This window comes from Saccharopolyspora sp. 7B (assembly GCF_020177435.1).
Lineage (GTDB): Bacteria > Actinomycetota > Actinomycetes > Mycobacteriales > Pseudonocardiaceae > Saccharopolyspora_C > Saccharopolyspora_C gregorii.
In genome coordinates, this window is the sequence record NZ_JAIUKC010000131.1 from 1 (window position 1) to 14,649 (window position 14,649).

The 14,649-nt window shown below is 74.3% G+C and carries 14 protein-coding genes; 9 read left to right on the top strand and 5 right to left on the bottom strand.

Going from position 1 to position 14,649, the window contains the following annotated elements:
* The 3 genes from LCD33_RS20235 to LCD33_RS20245 form a co-directional block, all read right to left on the bottom strand.
* Positions 1–2,178 (bottom strand): tetratricopeptide repeat protein (locus LCD33_RS20235; protein WP_224978147.1); only part of this gene is annotated, 2,178 nt, incomplete at its 3' end.
* Between the two features lie 53 nt (positions 2,179–2,231).
* A complete protein-coding gene (locus tag LCD33_RS20240; protein WP_224960191.1) occupies positions 2,232–2,924 on the bottom strand; it encodes a haloacid dehalogenase-like hydrolase in 693 nt (230 codons plus the stop codon).
* Between the two features lie 87 nt (positions 2,925–3,011).
* The gene (locus LCD33_RS20245) at positions 3,012–3,422 is read right to left on the bottom strand and encodes a YjbQ family protein (RefSeq protein ID WP_224960190.1); all 411 of its coding nucleotides are present in this window, start codon (positions 3,420–3,422) and stop codon (positions 3,012–3,014) included.
* Between the two features lie 150 nt (positions 3,423–3,572).
* Here LCD33_RS20245 and LCD33_RS20250 point away from each other — a divergent pair, with 150 nt between their 5' ends.
* Both LCD33_RS20250 and LCD33_RS20255 read left to right on the top strand, forming a co-directional pair.
* Positions 3,573–4,598, top strand: a complete 1,026-nt coding sequence (locus tag LCD33_RS20250) for an aminotransferase class V-fold PLP-dependent enzyme (RefSeq protein WP_224978148.1) — start codon at positions 3,573–3,575, stop codon at positions 4,596–4,598.
* Positions 4,599–4,763: 165 nt separating this feature from the next.
* The gene (locus LCD33_RS20255; RefSeq protein ID WP_224966761.1) at positions 4,764–5,891 is read left to right on the top strand and encodes a hypothetical protein; all 1,128 of its coding nucleotides are present in this window, start codon (positions 4,764–4,766) and stop codon (positions 5,889–5,891) included.
* 109 nt (positions 5,892–6,000) lie between these two features.
* Here LCD33_RS20255 and LCD33_RS20260 read toward each other — a convergent pair whose 3' ends face one another.
* On the bottom strand, positions 6,001–6,462 hold the full coding sequence (locus LCD33_RS20260) for a DUF4439 domain-containing protein (protein ID WP_224960187.1): 462 nt from the start codon (positions 6,460–6,462) through the stop codon (positions 6,001–6,003).
* Positions 6,459–6,896 carry a hypothetical protein gene (locus LCD33_RS20265; protein ID WP_224960186.1) on the bottom strand — a complete coding sequence of 146 codons (438 nt, stop codon included), beginning with the start codon at positions 6,894–6,896 and terminating at the stop codon, positions 6,459–6,461. Before LCD33_RS20265 ends, LCD33_RS20260 begins: the two co-directional genes overlap by 4 nt.
* Positions 6,897–7,194: 298 nt before the next feature.
* Between LCD33_RS20265 and rimP the strand changes: the two genes are divergently transcribed.
* The 7 genes from rimP (at position 7,195) to LCD33_RS20300 (ending at position 14,648) form a co-directional block, all read left to right on the top strand.
* Entirely contained in the window at positions 7,195–7,746 is a 552-nt protein-coding gene (rimP, locus tag LCD33_RS20270; RefSeq protein ID WP_224960184.1) for a ribosome maturation factor RimP, read from the top strand.
* The gene (nusA, locus tag LCD33_RS20275) at positions 7,743–8,813 is read left to right on the top strand and encodes a transcription termination factor NusA (protein WP_224960183.1); all 1,071 of its coding nucleotides are present in this window, start codon (positions 7,743–7,745) and stop codon (positions 8,811–8,813) included. Before rimP ends, nusA begins: the two co-directional genes overlap by 4 nt.
* 226 nt (positions 8,814–9,039) lie before the next feature.
* Positions 9,040–9,339, top strand: coding sequence for a YlxR family protein (locus LCD33_RS20280; protein WP_308011307.1), 300 nt, complete (start codon positions 9,040–9,042; stop codon positions 9,337–9,339).
* 80 nt (positions 9,340–9,419) lie between these two features.
* On the top strand, positions 9,420–12,506 hold the full coding sequence (gene infB / locus LCD33_RS20285) for a translation initiation factor IF-2 (RefSeq protein WP_224978149.1): 3,087 nt from the start codon (positions 9,420–9,422) through the stop codon (positions 12,504–12,506).
* 79 nt (positions 12,507–12,585) lie between these two features.
* Entirely contained in the window at positions 12,586–12,879 is a 294-nt protein-coding gene (locus LCD33_RS20290) for a DUF503 domain-containing protein (protein ID WP_224960180.1), read from the top strand.
* A 161-nt stretch (positions 12,880–13,040) separates the two neighbouring features.
* Positions 13,041–13,550, top strand: a complete 510-nt coding sequence (gene rbfA, locus LCD33_RS20295; protein WP_224960179.1) for a 30S ribosome-binding factor RbfA — start codon at positions 13,041–13,043, stop codon at positions 13,548–13,550.
* A gap of 75 nt (positions 13,551–13,625) precedes the next feature.
* On the top strand, positions 13,626–14,648 hold the full coding sequence (locus tag LCD33_RS20300) for a bifunctional oligoribonuclease/PAP phosphatase NrnA (RefSeq protein WP_224978150.1): 1,023 nt from the start codon (positions 13,626–13,628) through the stop codon (positions 14,646–14,648).
* Position 14,649: the final 1 nt, after the last annotated feature.

Genomic DNA, 14,649 nt, shown 5'->3' on the forward strand with positions numbered 1-14,649 from the left:
CGGCGGGGGCTCGGCAGGCAGGTCGGGGGGCTCGTCCGGGAGCGCGGCCAGCCGGTCGGCGAGCTCCTCGGCACGCCGGTGGTCGCCGGCCTTCCGGTACAGCCGCGCGCAGCGCTCGTAGTGCTGCCGCGCCCCCTCGGCGTCGCCCACGGCGAGCCGCAGATCCGCGAGGTGGTGCACCGCGATCGCCGCGCGGTGCGGGAACCCGTGGCGCTCGGCCGAGTCCCGAGCGGCCCGGTGGCAGTCCGCGGCGCCGTCGACCTCGCCCCGGCGCGCCAGCACCACGCCCAGCGCGTTCCACGCGATCTCCGCCTGCTCCGCGAGCCCGTGCCGGTCGGCGAGCGCCCGCGCCGCCTCGTACCGGCGCGCCGCCTCGTCGAGGTCACCGCGCAGCAGCGCGACCCGGCCCAGCCCGCCCAGTGCGGCGCACCGCCCGGGCGCGTCCTCGTCGCGCCGGTGCCGGTCCAGCAGCCGCCGGTACTCGGCGGCCGCCACCTCGTGCTCGCCGGTCTCCGCCGCCAGCCGCGCGTACGTCGCCATGGTCCGGGAGAACGTGGCCAGGAAGCGGGGCGCGGCGTAGCGCGCGCGGGTCAGCTCGATCGCCTGCCGCACGTACCCGGCGGCCTCGCCGGGCCGCCCGCCGGCGAGGTGCGCCTCGCACAGCGCCAGCAGCGCGCGCAGCTCGGCGTCCTGATCGCCCAGCACCCGGGACGCGAGCAGCAGCGGTTCGGCCGCCCGCCGCGCCTCGTGCACCCGGCCGGTCCGCTCGCAGCGGACGAGCAGCGCCTCCGCGACGCGCACCGCCGCCGCGCACAGCCGTTCCGCGTCCGCTCCGGCGGTGCCGCGCGCCACCGCGTCGGTCAGGCCCGCCAGCAGCGCGTCGTGCTCGTCGTGCAGCGTGCGCAACCCCGCGCCGACCTGCTCGGAGGTGGCGTCCGCACCCGGCCGCAGCGGTGCCACCGCCGCGTCCGCGACGTCCGCGCAGTGCTCGGCGAACCGCAGCGCCAGCGACCGCCGCAGCCGCGCGGGCAGCGCCGCGAAGGACTCCGCCGCGCACTCGCCGGTGAGGTCGTGGAACGCGCCGCCGTCCGCGCGCGGTTCCAGCAGGTGCGCCGCGCACAACCGGTCCAGCAGCAGCCGCGCGAACCGCGGGTCGGACTCGTCGAGCAGCACCGCCGCGCGGGCCGCGGTGAACTCGACGCCCGGCAGCAGGCCCAGCCGCTCGAACAGCGCGGCGGCGGACCGGTCCACCCGGTTCGGCGACTCCCGCAGCGCCGCCGTGGACAGCGCCACCGCAGACCGCACCTTCTCCAGCACCGACAGCCGGTGCGGCGAGCCCAGGTCCGCGGCCACCACCCGGGGTTCCCGGCGCGGATCGCCGCGCAGCAGCTCGCCGACCACGCGCAGCGCCAGCGGCAGGTGCCCGCAGCGCTCCGCCACCAGCAGCAGGTCCTCCCGCAGCCGCGCGCGCGGGTCCGCCGGGTCGCCCCGAGCGATCTCCCGCCGCAGCAGCTCCACCGCCGACCCGGCGGGCAGCGCGCCGAGCCGGACCGGCTCCGCGTCCACGTCGAGCTCGTCGCGGGAGGTGATCAGCACCCCGTGCACCGGGTCGGACGGCAGCAGCGCGGCCACGTCCCAGTGCGGACCCACGTCGTCCAGCACCAACAGCAGCGGCAGCCCGGCCGCGGCGAATTCGGCGAAGCGCCGGTGCAGCAGCCCGACGCCGACCGCGTGCGCGGCGGGCACCTCCAGCAGCGCCAGCAGTTCCGCGATCGCCTCCCGCAGCCCGAACTCCCCGCGGTCCCGGTAGCCGCGGCAGGGCAGCAGCACGACCCCGCCGGGGTGCTCCCCGCGCAACCGGTCCGCCGCCGCGATCGCCAGCGCGCTCTTGCCGCAGCCGCCCATGCCGGTCAGCAGCCGCACCGGGTTCTCCGCGCCGAGCACGGCGTCCAGCTCCGCCTCGCGGCCGACCAGCCGGGCCGGTGCGCGCGGCAGCGTCGAGGCCAGCGGGCGCGGCGGCGGCACGGGAGCGGCGAAGTGCACGTCGCCGTTGATCTGCCCGGCCTGCACGACCAGGCCGTCGTTGCGGTGCACCGCGTTGCTGGTGCGGATCTCCTGCGCCGCGGTGCGCCGGGCCCACTGCCCGGCGGAACCGTCGTGGGCGCGGTCTCCGGTCATCCTCCACGTATAGCGCAGGAGATCACCTCGGACACCGCGTTCGCGCGGATCGATCAGCCCTGGACGGCCTTGAGCACCGCGCCGGTGTCGGTGAGGTCGGACAGCACCACGTGCGCGCCCGCGTCCCGCAGCTCCTGCTCGTCGCTGCGCCCGGTGGCCACGCCGACCGCCACCGCCCCGTGGTGCAGCGCGCCCGCCACGTCGCGCGGGGTGTCGCCGACGACGACCACGGTCTCCGGGGCGAACTCGGCACCGTGCTTGGCGGTGGCCTTGCCGACCGCGGCGCTGATCAGGTCGTGCCGGTGCGGGGAGTCGGCGCCGAACCCGCCGATGTCGAAGTCCACGTGCCGGTGCAGGCCGAACGCGTCGAGCTTGTGGAACGCGACCTCCGGCAGGTTGCCGGTGACGAGGCTCTGCACCACGCCGGGCACCTCGGCGAGCGCCGCCAGCGCCTCCGCCGCCCCCGGCATCGCGCTGCCGCGCAACGACAGCGAGTCCAGATCGGCCAGCACCACGTCGGTGAGGGTGCGGAACATGGCGTGCACGGTGTCGGTGGCGGCGTCGATGCCGTGCGCGGCGAGCACTTCGCCGGTGATCGCCAGCTCGGTCTTGCCCGCCATGTCCGGCACGTGCCGCAGGGACGTCCCGGTGACCTCGGCGAGAGTGCGCCGGTACCAGTCGACGCCGATGCCGCGCGCGTCGATCAGGGTGAGGTCCACGTCCCACAGCACGAGTCGGGAGGTCATCGCCCCATCCTGGCACGACACCTCGCGACCATGATCAAGATGTGAGCCATCTCCGCGCCCGGCCCGGTTTCACCCGAAGAGGTGGAATCAGCCTTCGACGAAGCTCAACCGGACCCGCCGCACCGGGTTGTCCACGTTGGTGTCCACCAGGCAGACCGACTGCCAGGTGCCCAGCGCCATCCGCCCGTCCAGCACCGGCACCGTCGCGTAGGGCGGTACCAGCGCGGGTAGCACGTGATCGCGCCCGTGCCCGGGCGAACCGTGCCGATGCCGCCACCGCCGGTCCGCGGGCAGCAGCTCCCGCAGCTGGGCCAGCAGGTCGTCGTCGCTTCCCGCACCCGTCTCGATCACCGCGAGGCCCGCCGTCGCGTGCGGCACCCACACGTTCAGCAGGCCGTCCCCGGCCCCCGCCGACCGCAGGAACCGGTCGCACTCGGCACCCAGGTCGTAGACCACCTCGACGGAACCGGTCCGGATCTCCACTTCCTCACTGCGCATACCGCCACGGTAGAACGGAGCGCCGCGCGGCCCGTCCTGCCGCTCCGGTTGCGGTGGGCCGCGCTTCCCCGGCCGCGCGTGGTCGGCGGTCCCGCCGGGCCGCGCATCCGGTGCTGGCGCACCGGCCACCGCATCGACGAGGATCGGAACATGCGCACCGCCTTCGGCCTCCGGTTCGACGTCCCCGACGGATACCTGAACACCGCGAGCATCGGCGTGCCGTCCACCGGCACCGTCGAGGCCGTCACCGCCGCGGTCGCCACCTGGGGCGCGGGCGGGGCCCGGCCCACCGACTTCGACGCCGACACCGACGCGGGACGAGAACTGTTCGGCCGGCTCGTCGGCGTGCCCGCCGACCGCGTCGCCGTCGGCGCCACCGTCTCCCAGCTGGTCGGGATCATCGCCGCCGACCTGCCGGACGGAGCCCGCGTGCTGGTCGCCGAGAACGAGTTCACCAGCGTCACCTTCCCGTTCGCCGCGCAGGCCGACCGCGGCGTGCAGGTGGAGGAGGTCCCGCTCGAAGCGATCCCGGAGAAGGCCGCCGACCACGACCTGGTGGCGGTGAGCGTCGTGCAGTCCGCCGACGGCAGGCTCGTCGACCTGGAGGCGCTGCGCGAAGCGGTGCGGGACCGGCCGACTCGGGTGCTGCTGGACACCACCCAGGCCGCGGGCTGGCTGCCGATGCGGCTCGACTGGGCCGATCACGTCGTCGGCACCGGCTACAAGTGGCTGCTCGCGCCGCGCGGGTCCTCCTGGCTCGCGCAGCACCCGGACGCTCCCGCGCCGCGGGCGAGCCACGCCAACTGGTACGCCGGGGGCGGCATGGACAGCATCTACGGGCTGCCGCTGAAGCAGGCCCCGGGCGGGCGCGGGCTCGACCTGTCGCCGGTGTGGCTGGCCCAGGTCGGCGCGGCCGCCTCGATGCGGGAGCTCGCCGCCCTCGACCTGGAGCAGGTGCGGGCGCACTGCACCGGGCTGGCCGACCGGGTGCGCGCCGAACTCGGCCTCGTTCCCGCCGGCTCGCCGATCGTGGCGGTGCCCGGCGACGACGCCGCCCGCAGGCTCGCCGACGCGGGCATCGCGTGCGCGGCCCGGGCGGGCAAGGCACGGCTGGCGTTCCACCTGTACAACACCGACACCGACGTCGACCTGGTGCTCCGCGCGTTGCGTGGCTGAGCAGCCGGAACGTCTTCGCTGCGCACGTGCTGTTCTGCGCGCGATCCGCAACCGCTACCGTTAGTGCCCGTGCCGGACCCCCAAGGTGCACCCGAAGAGATGACAGGCTCGCCGCAGAACGCGCAGCGAGCTGACACTGCGCCACTCCAGCGCGACAACTCCCTGGTGAACCACGAGCACCGCAGCGCCAGTCCCACCGACTTCAGCCCGGACACCCTGGGCGGACCCGGCGAGACGACCCGCCCCGCGTTCCAGCAGCCGCCGGCCCAGCAGCCGCACGGCGCCCAGCCGCACGCGCCGCAGCCCGGACCCGGCACGCCCGGCTACGGCCAGCCGCAGCAGCACCAGGGCCAGAACCACGCGGCGCAGACCGCGCACCAGCAGGCCTACCCGCAGCACTACCAGGGCTGGGGCGGCCAGTACGCCGCGCAGCACCCCGGCCAGCAGCAGTACCCGCAGCAGGGCTACGGCCAGCAGAACCCGGCCCAGCAGGCACCGGTGCAGCAGCAATCCCCCCAGCAGCACTCGGCCCCGCAGCAACCCGCCCAGCAGGCCCCGGCGCAGCAACCACCCGGGCAGCCGAACGGAGCGGCCCAGCAGCACGGCGACATCAACCGGCGCGCCTACCCCTCCACCAGCAGGCAGGCACCCGTCCGTCCCGAACCGGCGGCGCGCGCGGGCGGCGGCCTGCTCGCGGGCACCTCCATCACGCCCTCCGGCTGGGTGCTGCGCGGGCTCGTGCTGTTCGGCGTGGCCGTCGTCTCCGGGCTGCTCTGGCTGCTGATCAAGCCCTCCTCCGGTGACGACCAGGCGGCCGACCCGCCTGCGCCCGTCCCGCAGACGCAGAACCGGTTCAACCTGGAAGTGCGCGAAGAGGGGCGCCAGGGCTGCGCCAACGTCTCCACCGGCCAGATCAAGGCGTTCTTCGGCGAGCACGGCTGCGAGCACCTCACCCGGGCGCTCTACACCACCACGCTGCCGGACGGGCAGCGCGTGCTCACCTCCGTGGTCACCGTGCGGCTGGCCGATTCGGCGAGCGCCGCGCAGCTCAACGAGCTCGTCACCCAGGACGACACCGGCAACGTGATGGACCTGGTCTCCTCGGGCCCGGACCTGCCCGACGACTTCCCGGGGCTCACCAGCGACGTGGGCTACCACTCCGAGCAGCAGGACCGGCTCGTCGTCGTCGGTGAGTCCGGGTACTTCGGGCAGCCCGACAACTACGAGGACCAGCGGCTCACCGACGTCACCAAGGACGCCGTGCGCCTCGGCTGGCCGCAGGACAGCGGCTGAACCTCCTGCCGCGCGGACGGCGGAACCCCAGCGGTACCTCCGCCGCTGGAACCTCGGGGATCCGCGTGCGCACCGCCGGTCAGTGGCTCCCGGACCAGCGGGGCGCCGTTCAGGGCTTGCCGGGCTGGGCTTCCGCCGCCGGGTCCTGGCCGATCGTGATGCGCCAGCGGGTGGCGCGGGTGGCGGCCGTGGTCAGGGCGGTGAGCGCCAGCCGCCGCACCGCGGGGTCGACCTCGTCCGGCGCGGTGTTCTCCAGCACCGCGCGCCAGCCGATCGCGCACTCCCGCTCGGCGACGACGAGCGCGCGGATGGCCGAGCCCTCGTCGGTGACCCGGTCCGGCAGCGAGTAGGCGGGCGCGGCCGCCGGGGGAGTGGCTCCGGTGGCGCTGATCAGGCGCTGCGCTTCGTCCCGGTGCCCCTCGTGGACTCCGGTGGCCTCGGCGACGGCCGCCTGCACCTGCGAGCGGGTCACGAACGCGGTCACCAGCTCGTAGGTCCACACCGCGGCGTTCTCCGCGTCCAGCGCCGCGTTCACGGCGGTCTTGGCCTCGTCCGGCAGTTCTCCGCTCACGCCAGCACCTCCGCCAGGCTCGCGCAGCTCGCCGAGATCGATCCGGTCAGCCCCGCCCGGTAGCCGGGCAGGCTCGGGCACAGCTTCGCGGCGGCCTGCTCCGCCGCGGCCAGCGCCTGCTTCAGCGCGGCCTGCGCCTCGGGCGGCGAGGCGGGCACCTGCGCGGCGGGAGCCCGGTGCTCGCGGGGCTCGTCGGGCGGATCGAGGCGGTCGATCTCCTGCTGCAGCAGCCGCGCGTGCTCGGCGCGGATCTCCGCCACCGCGCCGGCGCCCGCCCCCAGCGAGGGGTGGCTGCGCGCGACGCCCTGCGCCAGCGCCGCATCGGACCGGGCGGCGGTCGCGAGGGCCGTCAGCGGGTCCGGCGCGTCCTCGCCGCTCGCGCACGCGGCGCTCACCGCGGCCACCGCGGGCAAGGCCGCCAGCAGCCGCAACACCGCGCGACGTCCGATACGCGCAGACCCGTTCGAGTGACGGGAGGGGAGGGGGGCTCGCACGCTGATCCATCCTGCCAGGCAGGCCCCCGGCCGCCGCGCTGGGCCGGACGGAGGCCATGCCGCGCCGTGCCTGGAACCGACCAGATAAGCTGGACGACCGCGGCCCGCGCGCCCAGCGCCGGACGTGGGTTTCGCGAGTCCGGCCGAAGGCGGCGCCGCCCGAACCGGGCGTCGCCGGACCGCCCGGCCCGATCACCTCCGAAGTGACCCGATCATCCCCGAATCTAGGAGTGCCAACGTGTCCAGCCCGCCGCGCGATGAGGCCGTCGCGCTGCTGGAGCCCGTCGTCGCCGACGCCGTGTCCCAAGCCGGTTTCGACCTCGAGGAGCTCGACGTGCAGCAGGCGGGCAGACGCCGCCTGGTGAAGGTCGTCGTGGACTCCGACGACGGGGTGGGTCTCGACGAGATCTCCGAGCTGAGCCGAGCCGTCTCGCAAGTGCTGGACGCGCACGAGCACGTGCTCGCCGGGGCGTACACCTTGGAGGTGACCTCGCCCGGCACCGACCGACCGCTGACCAGGCCCCGGCACTGGCGCCGCGCCCGGCACCGGCTGGTCAAGATCAAGCTCTCCGGCGGCGGCGACCTGACCGCGCGCGTCGGAGCCGCCGACGACGAAGGCGTGCAGGTGCTGGCCGACCAGCAGATCCGCACGCTGGCCTACCGCGACATCGAGCGCGCGGTGGTCGAGGTGGAATTCCAGCAGCCACCGGCGCAGGACCTCGTCCTGCTCAAGCGGGCGGCCGACGGCCCGGAAGGCGACGACCGGGAAGACACGGAGGAGTCGAGGTGAACGTCGACATCGCCGCGCTGCGAGCGATCGAACGCGACAAGGACATCCCGTTCGAGACGGTCCTGGAAGCGATCGAATCAGCGCTGCTGACGGCATACCGGCACACCGAGGGGCACCAGCAGCACGCCCGGGTGGAAGTGGACCGCAAGACCGGCGTGGTGCGGGTGCTCGCGCACACCCTCGACGCCGAGGGCGAGGTCGAGGAGGAGTGGGACGACACGCCCGAGGGCTTCGGGCGGATCGCGGCGACCACCGCGCGCCAGGTCATCCTGCAGCGGCTGCGCGACGCCGAGCACGAGCGCACCTTCGGCGAGTTCTCCACCAAGGAGGGCGAGATCCTCGGCGGCGTCGTGCAGCGCGACGCCAAGGCCAACTCGCGCGGCATGGTCGTCGTGCAGGTCGGGGACAGCGAGGGCGTCATCCCCGCCGCCGAGCAGGTGCCGGGCGAGCGCTACGAGCACGGCACGCGCGTCAAGTGCTACGTCGTCGGCGTCTCCCGCAGCGCCCGCGGCCCGCAGATCACCCTGTCCCGCACCCACCCCAACCTGGTGCGCAGGCTGTTCGCGCTGGAGGTCCCGGAGATCGCCGACGGCACCGTCGAGATCCCCGCGGTCGCCCGCGAGGCCGGTCACCGCTCGAAGATCGCGGTGCGCTCCGCGGTCGGCGGCGTCAACGCCAAGGGCGCCTGCATCGGCCCGATGGGCGCGCGGGTGCGCAACGTGATGAGCGAACTGGGCGGCGAGAAGATCGACATCATCGACTTCTCGGAGGACCCCGCGACGTTCGTCGGCAACGCGCTGTCCCCGGCCAAGGTGATCTCGGTGGAGGTCGTCGACGAGCGGACCAAGACCGCCCGCGTCGTCGTCCCCGACTTCCAGCTGTCGCTGGCCATCGGCAAGGAGGGGCAGAACGCCCGCCTCGCCGCCCGGCTCACCGGATGGCGGATCGACATCCGCAGCGATGCCGACCCGGCCTCGCCGACCACCTCGGCGGGCCAGGCCGTCGCGCCGCCTGCCGGTGGCGCGCCGGGCGTCGACGAACTGCCCGCGGTCGGTTCCGCGGAGTGATCTGACGGCCCGCCGACGCCCGGCACCGGGTTCGCCGCCACCTCGGTGGCGGACTCGGATACGAGCACTGGCGGCGGCGGGTTAGAATCATTGGTGGCTCGACGCGAGGGGAGCGAGAATCCGCACGACAACGTCCGGTACGCACGGCGAACGCCGTGATCAAGGGCCGGTTCGCACCTGTGTGGGATGTCGCGTCCGGACGTCGGCCGCCGAGCTGCTGCGAGTGGTGGCCGAGGACGGTTCCGCGGGTCCCGCGGTCGTCCCCGATCCTCGAAGCAGGCGACCGGGTCGAGGCGCGTGGTTGCACCCCGATCCCCGTTGCCTGCGGCTCGCCGAGCGACGTCGGGCGTTCCCCCGCGCACTTCGCGTGCCGGGGCCGCTGGACCTCTCCGCCGTGCAGGGACACCTGGGCTCCACTCCGGAATCCGGGGAGCTCGCGGCGAGCGGCTCATCACCAGACCGACGCGGGAACCGCCCGCGCGGAAGCAGTAAGGAAGCAGGTCGACCCGTCATGAATCAGCCGTGAAGCTGAAGACATGAACGCGCATCGGCGATAGGACGAGGTCGAGCGGGACTGCCGCCCGGCCTCACCAGATGAGGAGTGCAGTGGCAGGCAAGGCCCGCGTGCACGAGCTCGCTAAAGAGCTCGGTGTGACTAGCAAGGAAGTTCTCAACAAGCTCGCCGAGCAGGGCGAGTACGTCAAGTCCGCGTCGTCCACCGTGGAAGCCCCGGTGGCGCGCCGACTTCGCGACGCGTACCCCAAGGCAGGCAAGCCCGGCGGTCGCTCCGGCGGGGCGAAGCCCGCGCCGCCGCGCAAGCCCGAAGGCCAGTCCGGTGACGGCGCGCCCAAGCCCGGTCCGAAGCCCGGTCCGCGGCCGCAGGCACCCGCCCCGCAGTCCGGTGACCAGCAGGGCGGCGGCCAGCAGTCCGCTGACCAGCCGGCCCCGGTCGGCGCGCCCAAGCCCGGTCCGAAGCCGGGCCCGAAGCCCGGTCCGAAGCCGCCGGCCCCGGAGACCGCTCCGTTCGAGCAGGCTCCCGCCGCGCAGGCGTCCGCCGGTCCGGCCGAGGCCCCGGCCCCGCAGCAGGGCGGCGAGCAGCGTGCCGCCGCGCCGCGTCCCGGTGCCCCGAAGCCCGGCCCCCGGCCCGGTCCGAAGCAGGAATCCAAGCAGGGCGGCGACGCCGGTGACGGCACCGTCCCGCCGAAGCCGCAGGGCGCCAAGCCCAAGCCCGGCCCGCGCTCGCCGCGCGTCGGCAACAACCCGTTCGGCGTCGGCTCCGGCTCCCCGGCGCAGCGTCCGCCGCGTCCCGGCGGTGCCGGTGGCGGTCAGCAGCGCCAGGGCGGCGGCCAGGGCGGCCCCGGCCGCGGCGGTCCGCAGGGGCAGCGCCCCGACCGCGGTGGTCAGGGCGGCGCCGGTACGGCTCCGGCGGCCGGTTCTCCCGCCCCGCGCGGCGGCGGTGAGGGCGGCGGCAACCGTCCGAACCCGGGCATGATGCCCCCGCGTCCGAACCCCGGCATGATGCCGTCCCGCCCGGCCCGCTCCGGCGGTCCCGGTGGACCCGGCGGTGGCCGCGGTGGCGGTCGTCCCGGTGGTGCCGGTGGCGGTCGTCCCGGTGGCGGCGGTGGCCGTCCCGGTGGCGGTGGCGGCGGTTTCCGCGGCGGCCCCGGTGGTGGCGGCGGCGGTGCTCCGGCCGGTGGGCCTCCCGCCGGTGGTGGCTTCCGCGGTCGTCCGGGCGGCGGTGGCCGTCCCGGTGGTGGCGGTCGCGGTGGCGCGGCCGGTGCCTTCGGCCGTCCCGGTGGTCCGGCGCGTCGTGGCCGCAAGTCCAAGCGGCAGAAGCGCCAGGAGTACATGGACAACATGCAGGCGCCGTCGGTGGGCGGTGTCCGGCTGCCGCGCGGCAGCGGCGAGACGCTGCGCCTGCGCCGCGGTGCTTCGCTGACCGACTTCGCCGAGAAGATCAACGCCAACCCGGCTTCGCTGGTGCAGGCGATGTTCCACCTCGGTGAGATGGTCACCGCGACCCAGTCCGTCTCGGACGAGATCCTGGAGCTGCTCGGCCAGGAGATGAACTACCGGGTCGAGATGGTCAGCCCGGAGGACGAGGACCGCGAGCTGCTGGAGTCGTTCGACATCAGCTTCGGCGACCCGGACAGCAGCGAGGAGCAGCTGGCCGCCCGGCCGCCGGTGGTCACCGTCATGGGTCACGTCGACCACGGCAAGACGCGCCTGCTGGACACCATCCGGAAGGCGAACGTGCAGGCCGGCGAGGCCGGTGGCATCACCCAGCACATCGGTGCCTACCAGGTCGTGACCGAGCTGGAGGGCAACGAGCGCCCGATCACCTTCATCGACACCCCCGGTCACGAGGCGTTCACCGCCATGCGTGCTCGTGGTGCGAAGTCCACGGACATCGCCGTGCTGGTGGTCGCCGCCGACGACGGTGTCATGCCGCAGACGGTGGAAGCGATCAACCACTCGCAGGCCGCGGGCGTGCCGATCGTGGTGGCGGTCAACAAGATCGATGTCGAGGGTGCGAACCCGGACAAGATCCGCCAGCAGCTCACCGAGTACAACCTGGTGGCCGAGGAGTACGGCGGCGACACCATGTTCGTCGAGATCTCCGCCAAGCAGGGGACCAACATCGACGGTCTGCTCGAGGCGATCCTGCTGACCGCGGACGCTTCGCTCGACCTGCGGGCCAACCCCGACATGGAGGCCCAGGGCGTGGCGATCGAGGCGCACCTGGACCGCGGTCGCGGTCCGGTGGCCACGGTGCTGGTCCAGCGCGGTTCGCTGCGCGTGGGTGACTCGATCGTCGCGGGCAACGCGCACGGCCGGGTCCGCCGGATGATCAACGAGCACGACGAGGACGTCGCGGTGGCGATGCCGGCGCGTCCGGTGCAGGTCATCGGGTTCACCTCGGTGCCCGGTGCCGGTGACACGTTCCTGGTCGTCGACGAGGACCGGGTGGCGCGGCAGATCGCCGACCGCCGGGGTGCTCGCATCCGGGAGGCGCAGAACGCCGCCAAGCGCAAGCGCGTCAGCCTGGAAGACCTGGACAAGGTGCTCAAGGAGACCAACCAGCTCAACCTGATCATCAAGGGTGACAACTCCGGTACCGTCGAGGCGCTGGAAGAGTCGCTCATGAAGATCGAGGTGGGCGAGGAGGTCGAGCTCCGGGTCATCCACCGCGGCGTCGGTGGCATCAACGAGTCCGACATCAACCTGGCCACCGCGGAGAACACCATCGTCCTGGGCTTCAACGTCCGGGCCGAGGGCAAGGCGGCCGAGGTCGCCAACCGCGAGGGCGTGGAGATCCGGTACTACTCGGTGATCTACCGCGCGATCGAGGAGATCGAGCAGGCGCTCAAGGGCATGCTCAAGCCCGAGTACGAAGAGGTCGAACTCGGCAAGGCGCAGGTCCGCGAGGTCTTCAAGTCCTCGAAGGTCGGCACGATCGCCGGTTGCATGGTCACCGAGGGCATCATGCGTCGGAACGCCAAGGCCCGGCTGCTGCGCGACAGCGTGGTCGTCGCCGAGAACCTCAGCCTCAACTCGCTGAAGCGGTTCAAGGACGACGCCACCGAGGTCCGCGACGGGTTCGAGTGCGGTCTGACGCTCGGCTCCTACTCCGACATCAAGGTCGACGACATGATCGAGACCTACGAGATGCGGGAGAAGCCGCGCAACTGATCCGCTACCGCCGGGGGTCGTCCGTCGTGGGCGGCCCCCGGTGGTCGTGCTGGTGCGTGGTGATCCGAGGAGCGAGCTGATGTACGTCGGTGCGCTGGAGCTGGACGTGCTGCTCGGCGACGTCCACTCGTTGAAGCAGAAGCGCGCCGTGGTGCGGCCCGTCGTGGCCGAGCTGCGGAAGCGCTTCGACGTGGCCGCGGCGGAAGCGGGCGATCAGGACCTGCACCGCCGGGCGCTGATCGGGGTGAGCGCGGTCTCCGGCGACGCCTCGCACGTGCGCGAGGTGCTGGACGCGTGCGAACGCGCCGTCGCCGCGCGCCCCGAACTGGAACTCCTGTCGGCCCGGCAGCGGATGCTGGGGCCGGAAGACTGACGGGCCCTGGCGGGTTCTCCCCACGAGGGAACCTGCCCGGTCGCCCGCACCGCCCCGCGGCCGGCAGCCCGGGAGCCCCGCCGCGGCGGCTCGACCGCCGGTGGCGCGGACACTGTTCACGCCCGGACCACCGGGCGCAGGATCGACGGAGGAGGTGCGCCGTGGCCGATACGGCGCGCGCCCGCAGGCTCGCGAAGCGCATCGCGCAGATCGTGGCCTCGGGACTGGAGTACGAGGTCAAGGACCCGCGGCTGGCGATGGTGACGATCACCGACGCCCGCGTCACCCCGGACCTGCGGGACGCCACGGTGTACTACACCGTGTTCGGCGACGAGAGCGACTACGCGTCGACCGCCGCCGCCCTGTCCAGCGCCACCGGCGTGCTGCGGTCCCGGGTGGGGGCGCAGACGGGCGTGCGGTTCACCCCGACGCTCACGTTCGTCGCGGACACCGTGCCGGACGACGCCCGCCGGATGGACGAGCTGGTCGCGCGGGCCAAGGAGGCCGACGCGGAGGTCGCCCGGCTGGCTTCGGGAGCGGAGCACGCGGGGGAGGCGGATCCTTACCGTGCGGCACCGGAGGACACCGCGGATGACGACGAGGAAACCGCAGGTGACGAGCCGTCGACCGGCGAGGATGCCGATCTGCGGCATCGGCCACAGAGTGGTTGAACCGCCCGCGCGGATGCGGTGCGTTGAAGGCGGCACCGCGGTCGTGCGGTGCCGTTCGGCGTGGAGGTGAACCCCGTGGACGGGCATTCCGGAACCGCTGCGGAGCCGACGCCGGATGAGGTGGCGGCAGCCGCGCGGCTGCTCGCCGACGCCTCCGACGTGACGCTGCTCGCGCACGTCAACCCGGACGCCGACGCGCTGGGCAGCGCGCTGGCGCTGGGCCGGGCGTTGCGCGCCCGGGGGGCGCGGGTCCGGGTGTCGTTCGGCCACCCGGCCGAGGTGCCCGCGTCGCTGCGGATGCTCGACGCCGACGGACTGATCGTCCCCGCCGCCGAGGTGCCCGCGGCGGCACCGCTGCTGGTGGTGTGCGACGCGGGCAGCCTGCAGCGGTTGGGGGCGCTCGCCGACCGGGTCCGGACCACGATCGACGCGGGCGGCTCGGTGCTCGTCGTCGACCACCACGTGGCGAACCCGCGGTTCGGCACGCACCACGTGATCGACGAGACGGCCGTGGCGACGGTCGTGCTGGTGCTGAGGTTGCTCGACGAGCTCGGCGCCCCGCTGGACCTGCCGATCGCGCGCTGCCTGTACGCGGGGCTGGTCACCGACAGCGGCCGGTTCCGGCGGGCCACGGCGGCCACCCACCTGATGGCGGCGCGGCTGCTGGAGGCCGGGGTCGATCCGGATGCCCTGACCCGCTCGCTGATGGACACCCACCCGTTCGCCTGGTTGCCGATGCTGTCGGAGGTGCTGGGCCGGGCCGCGCTGGAGCCCGCGGCGGCGCAGGGGCTGGGGCTGGTGCACGCGGAGGTGCGGCTCGCGCAGTCCGGCGACGTGCGCAGCGAAGAACTCGACGGCGTGATCGACATCGTGCGCACCACGGCGGAGGCCGAGGTGTCGGTGGTGCTGAAGGAACTGGCCGCGGATCGCTGGTCGGTGTCGTTGCGCGCGGACAGCAAGGTCGACGTCGGCGCGGCCGCGAGCCTCTGCGGCGGTGGCGGTCACCGGCTGGCGGCCGGGTTCACCGCCGACGGGTCGGCCGACGACGTGCTCGACTCGGTCCGCGCGGCGCTGGAGCAAGCCCCGCTGCTCGGCTGAC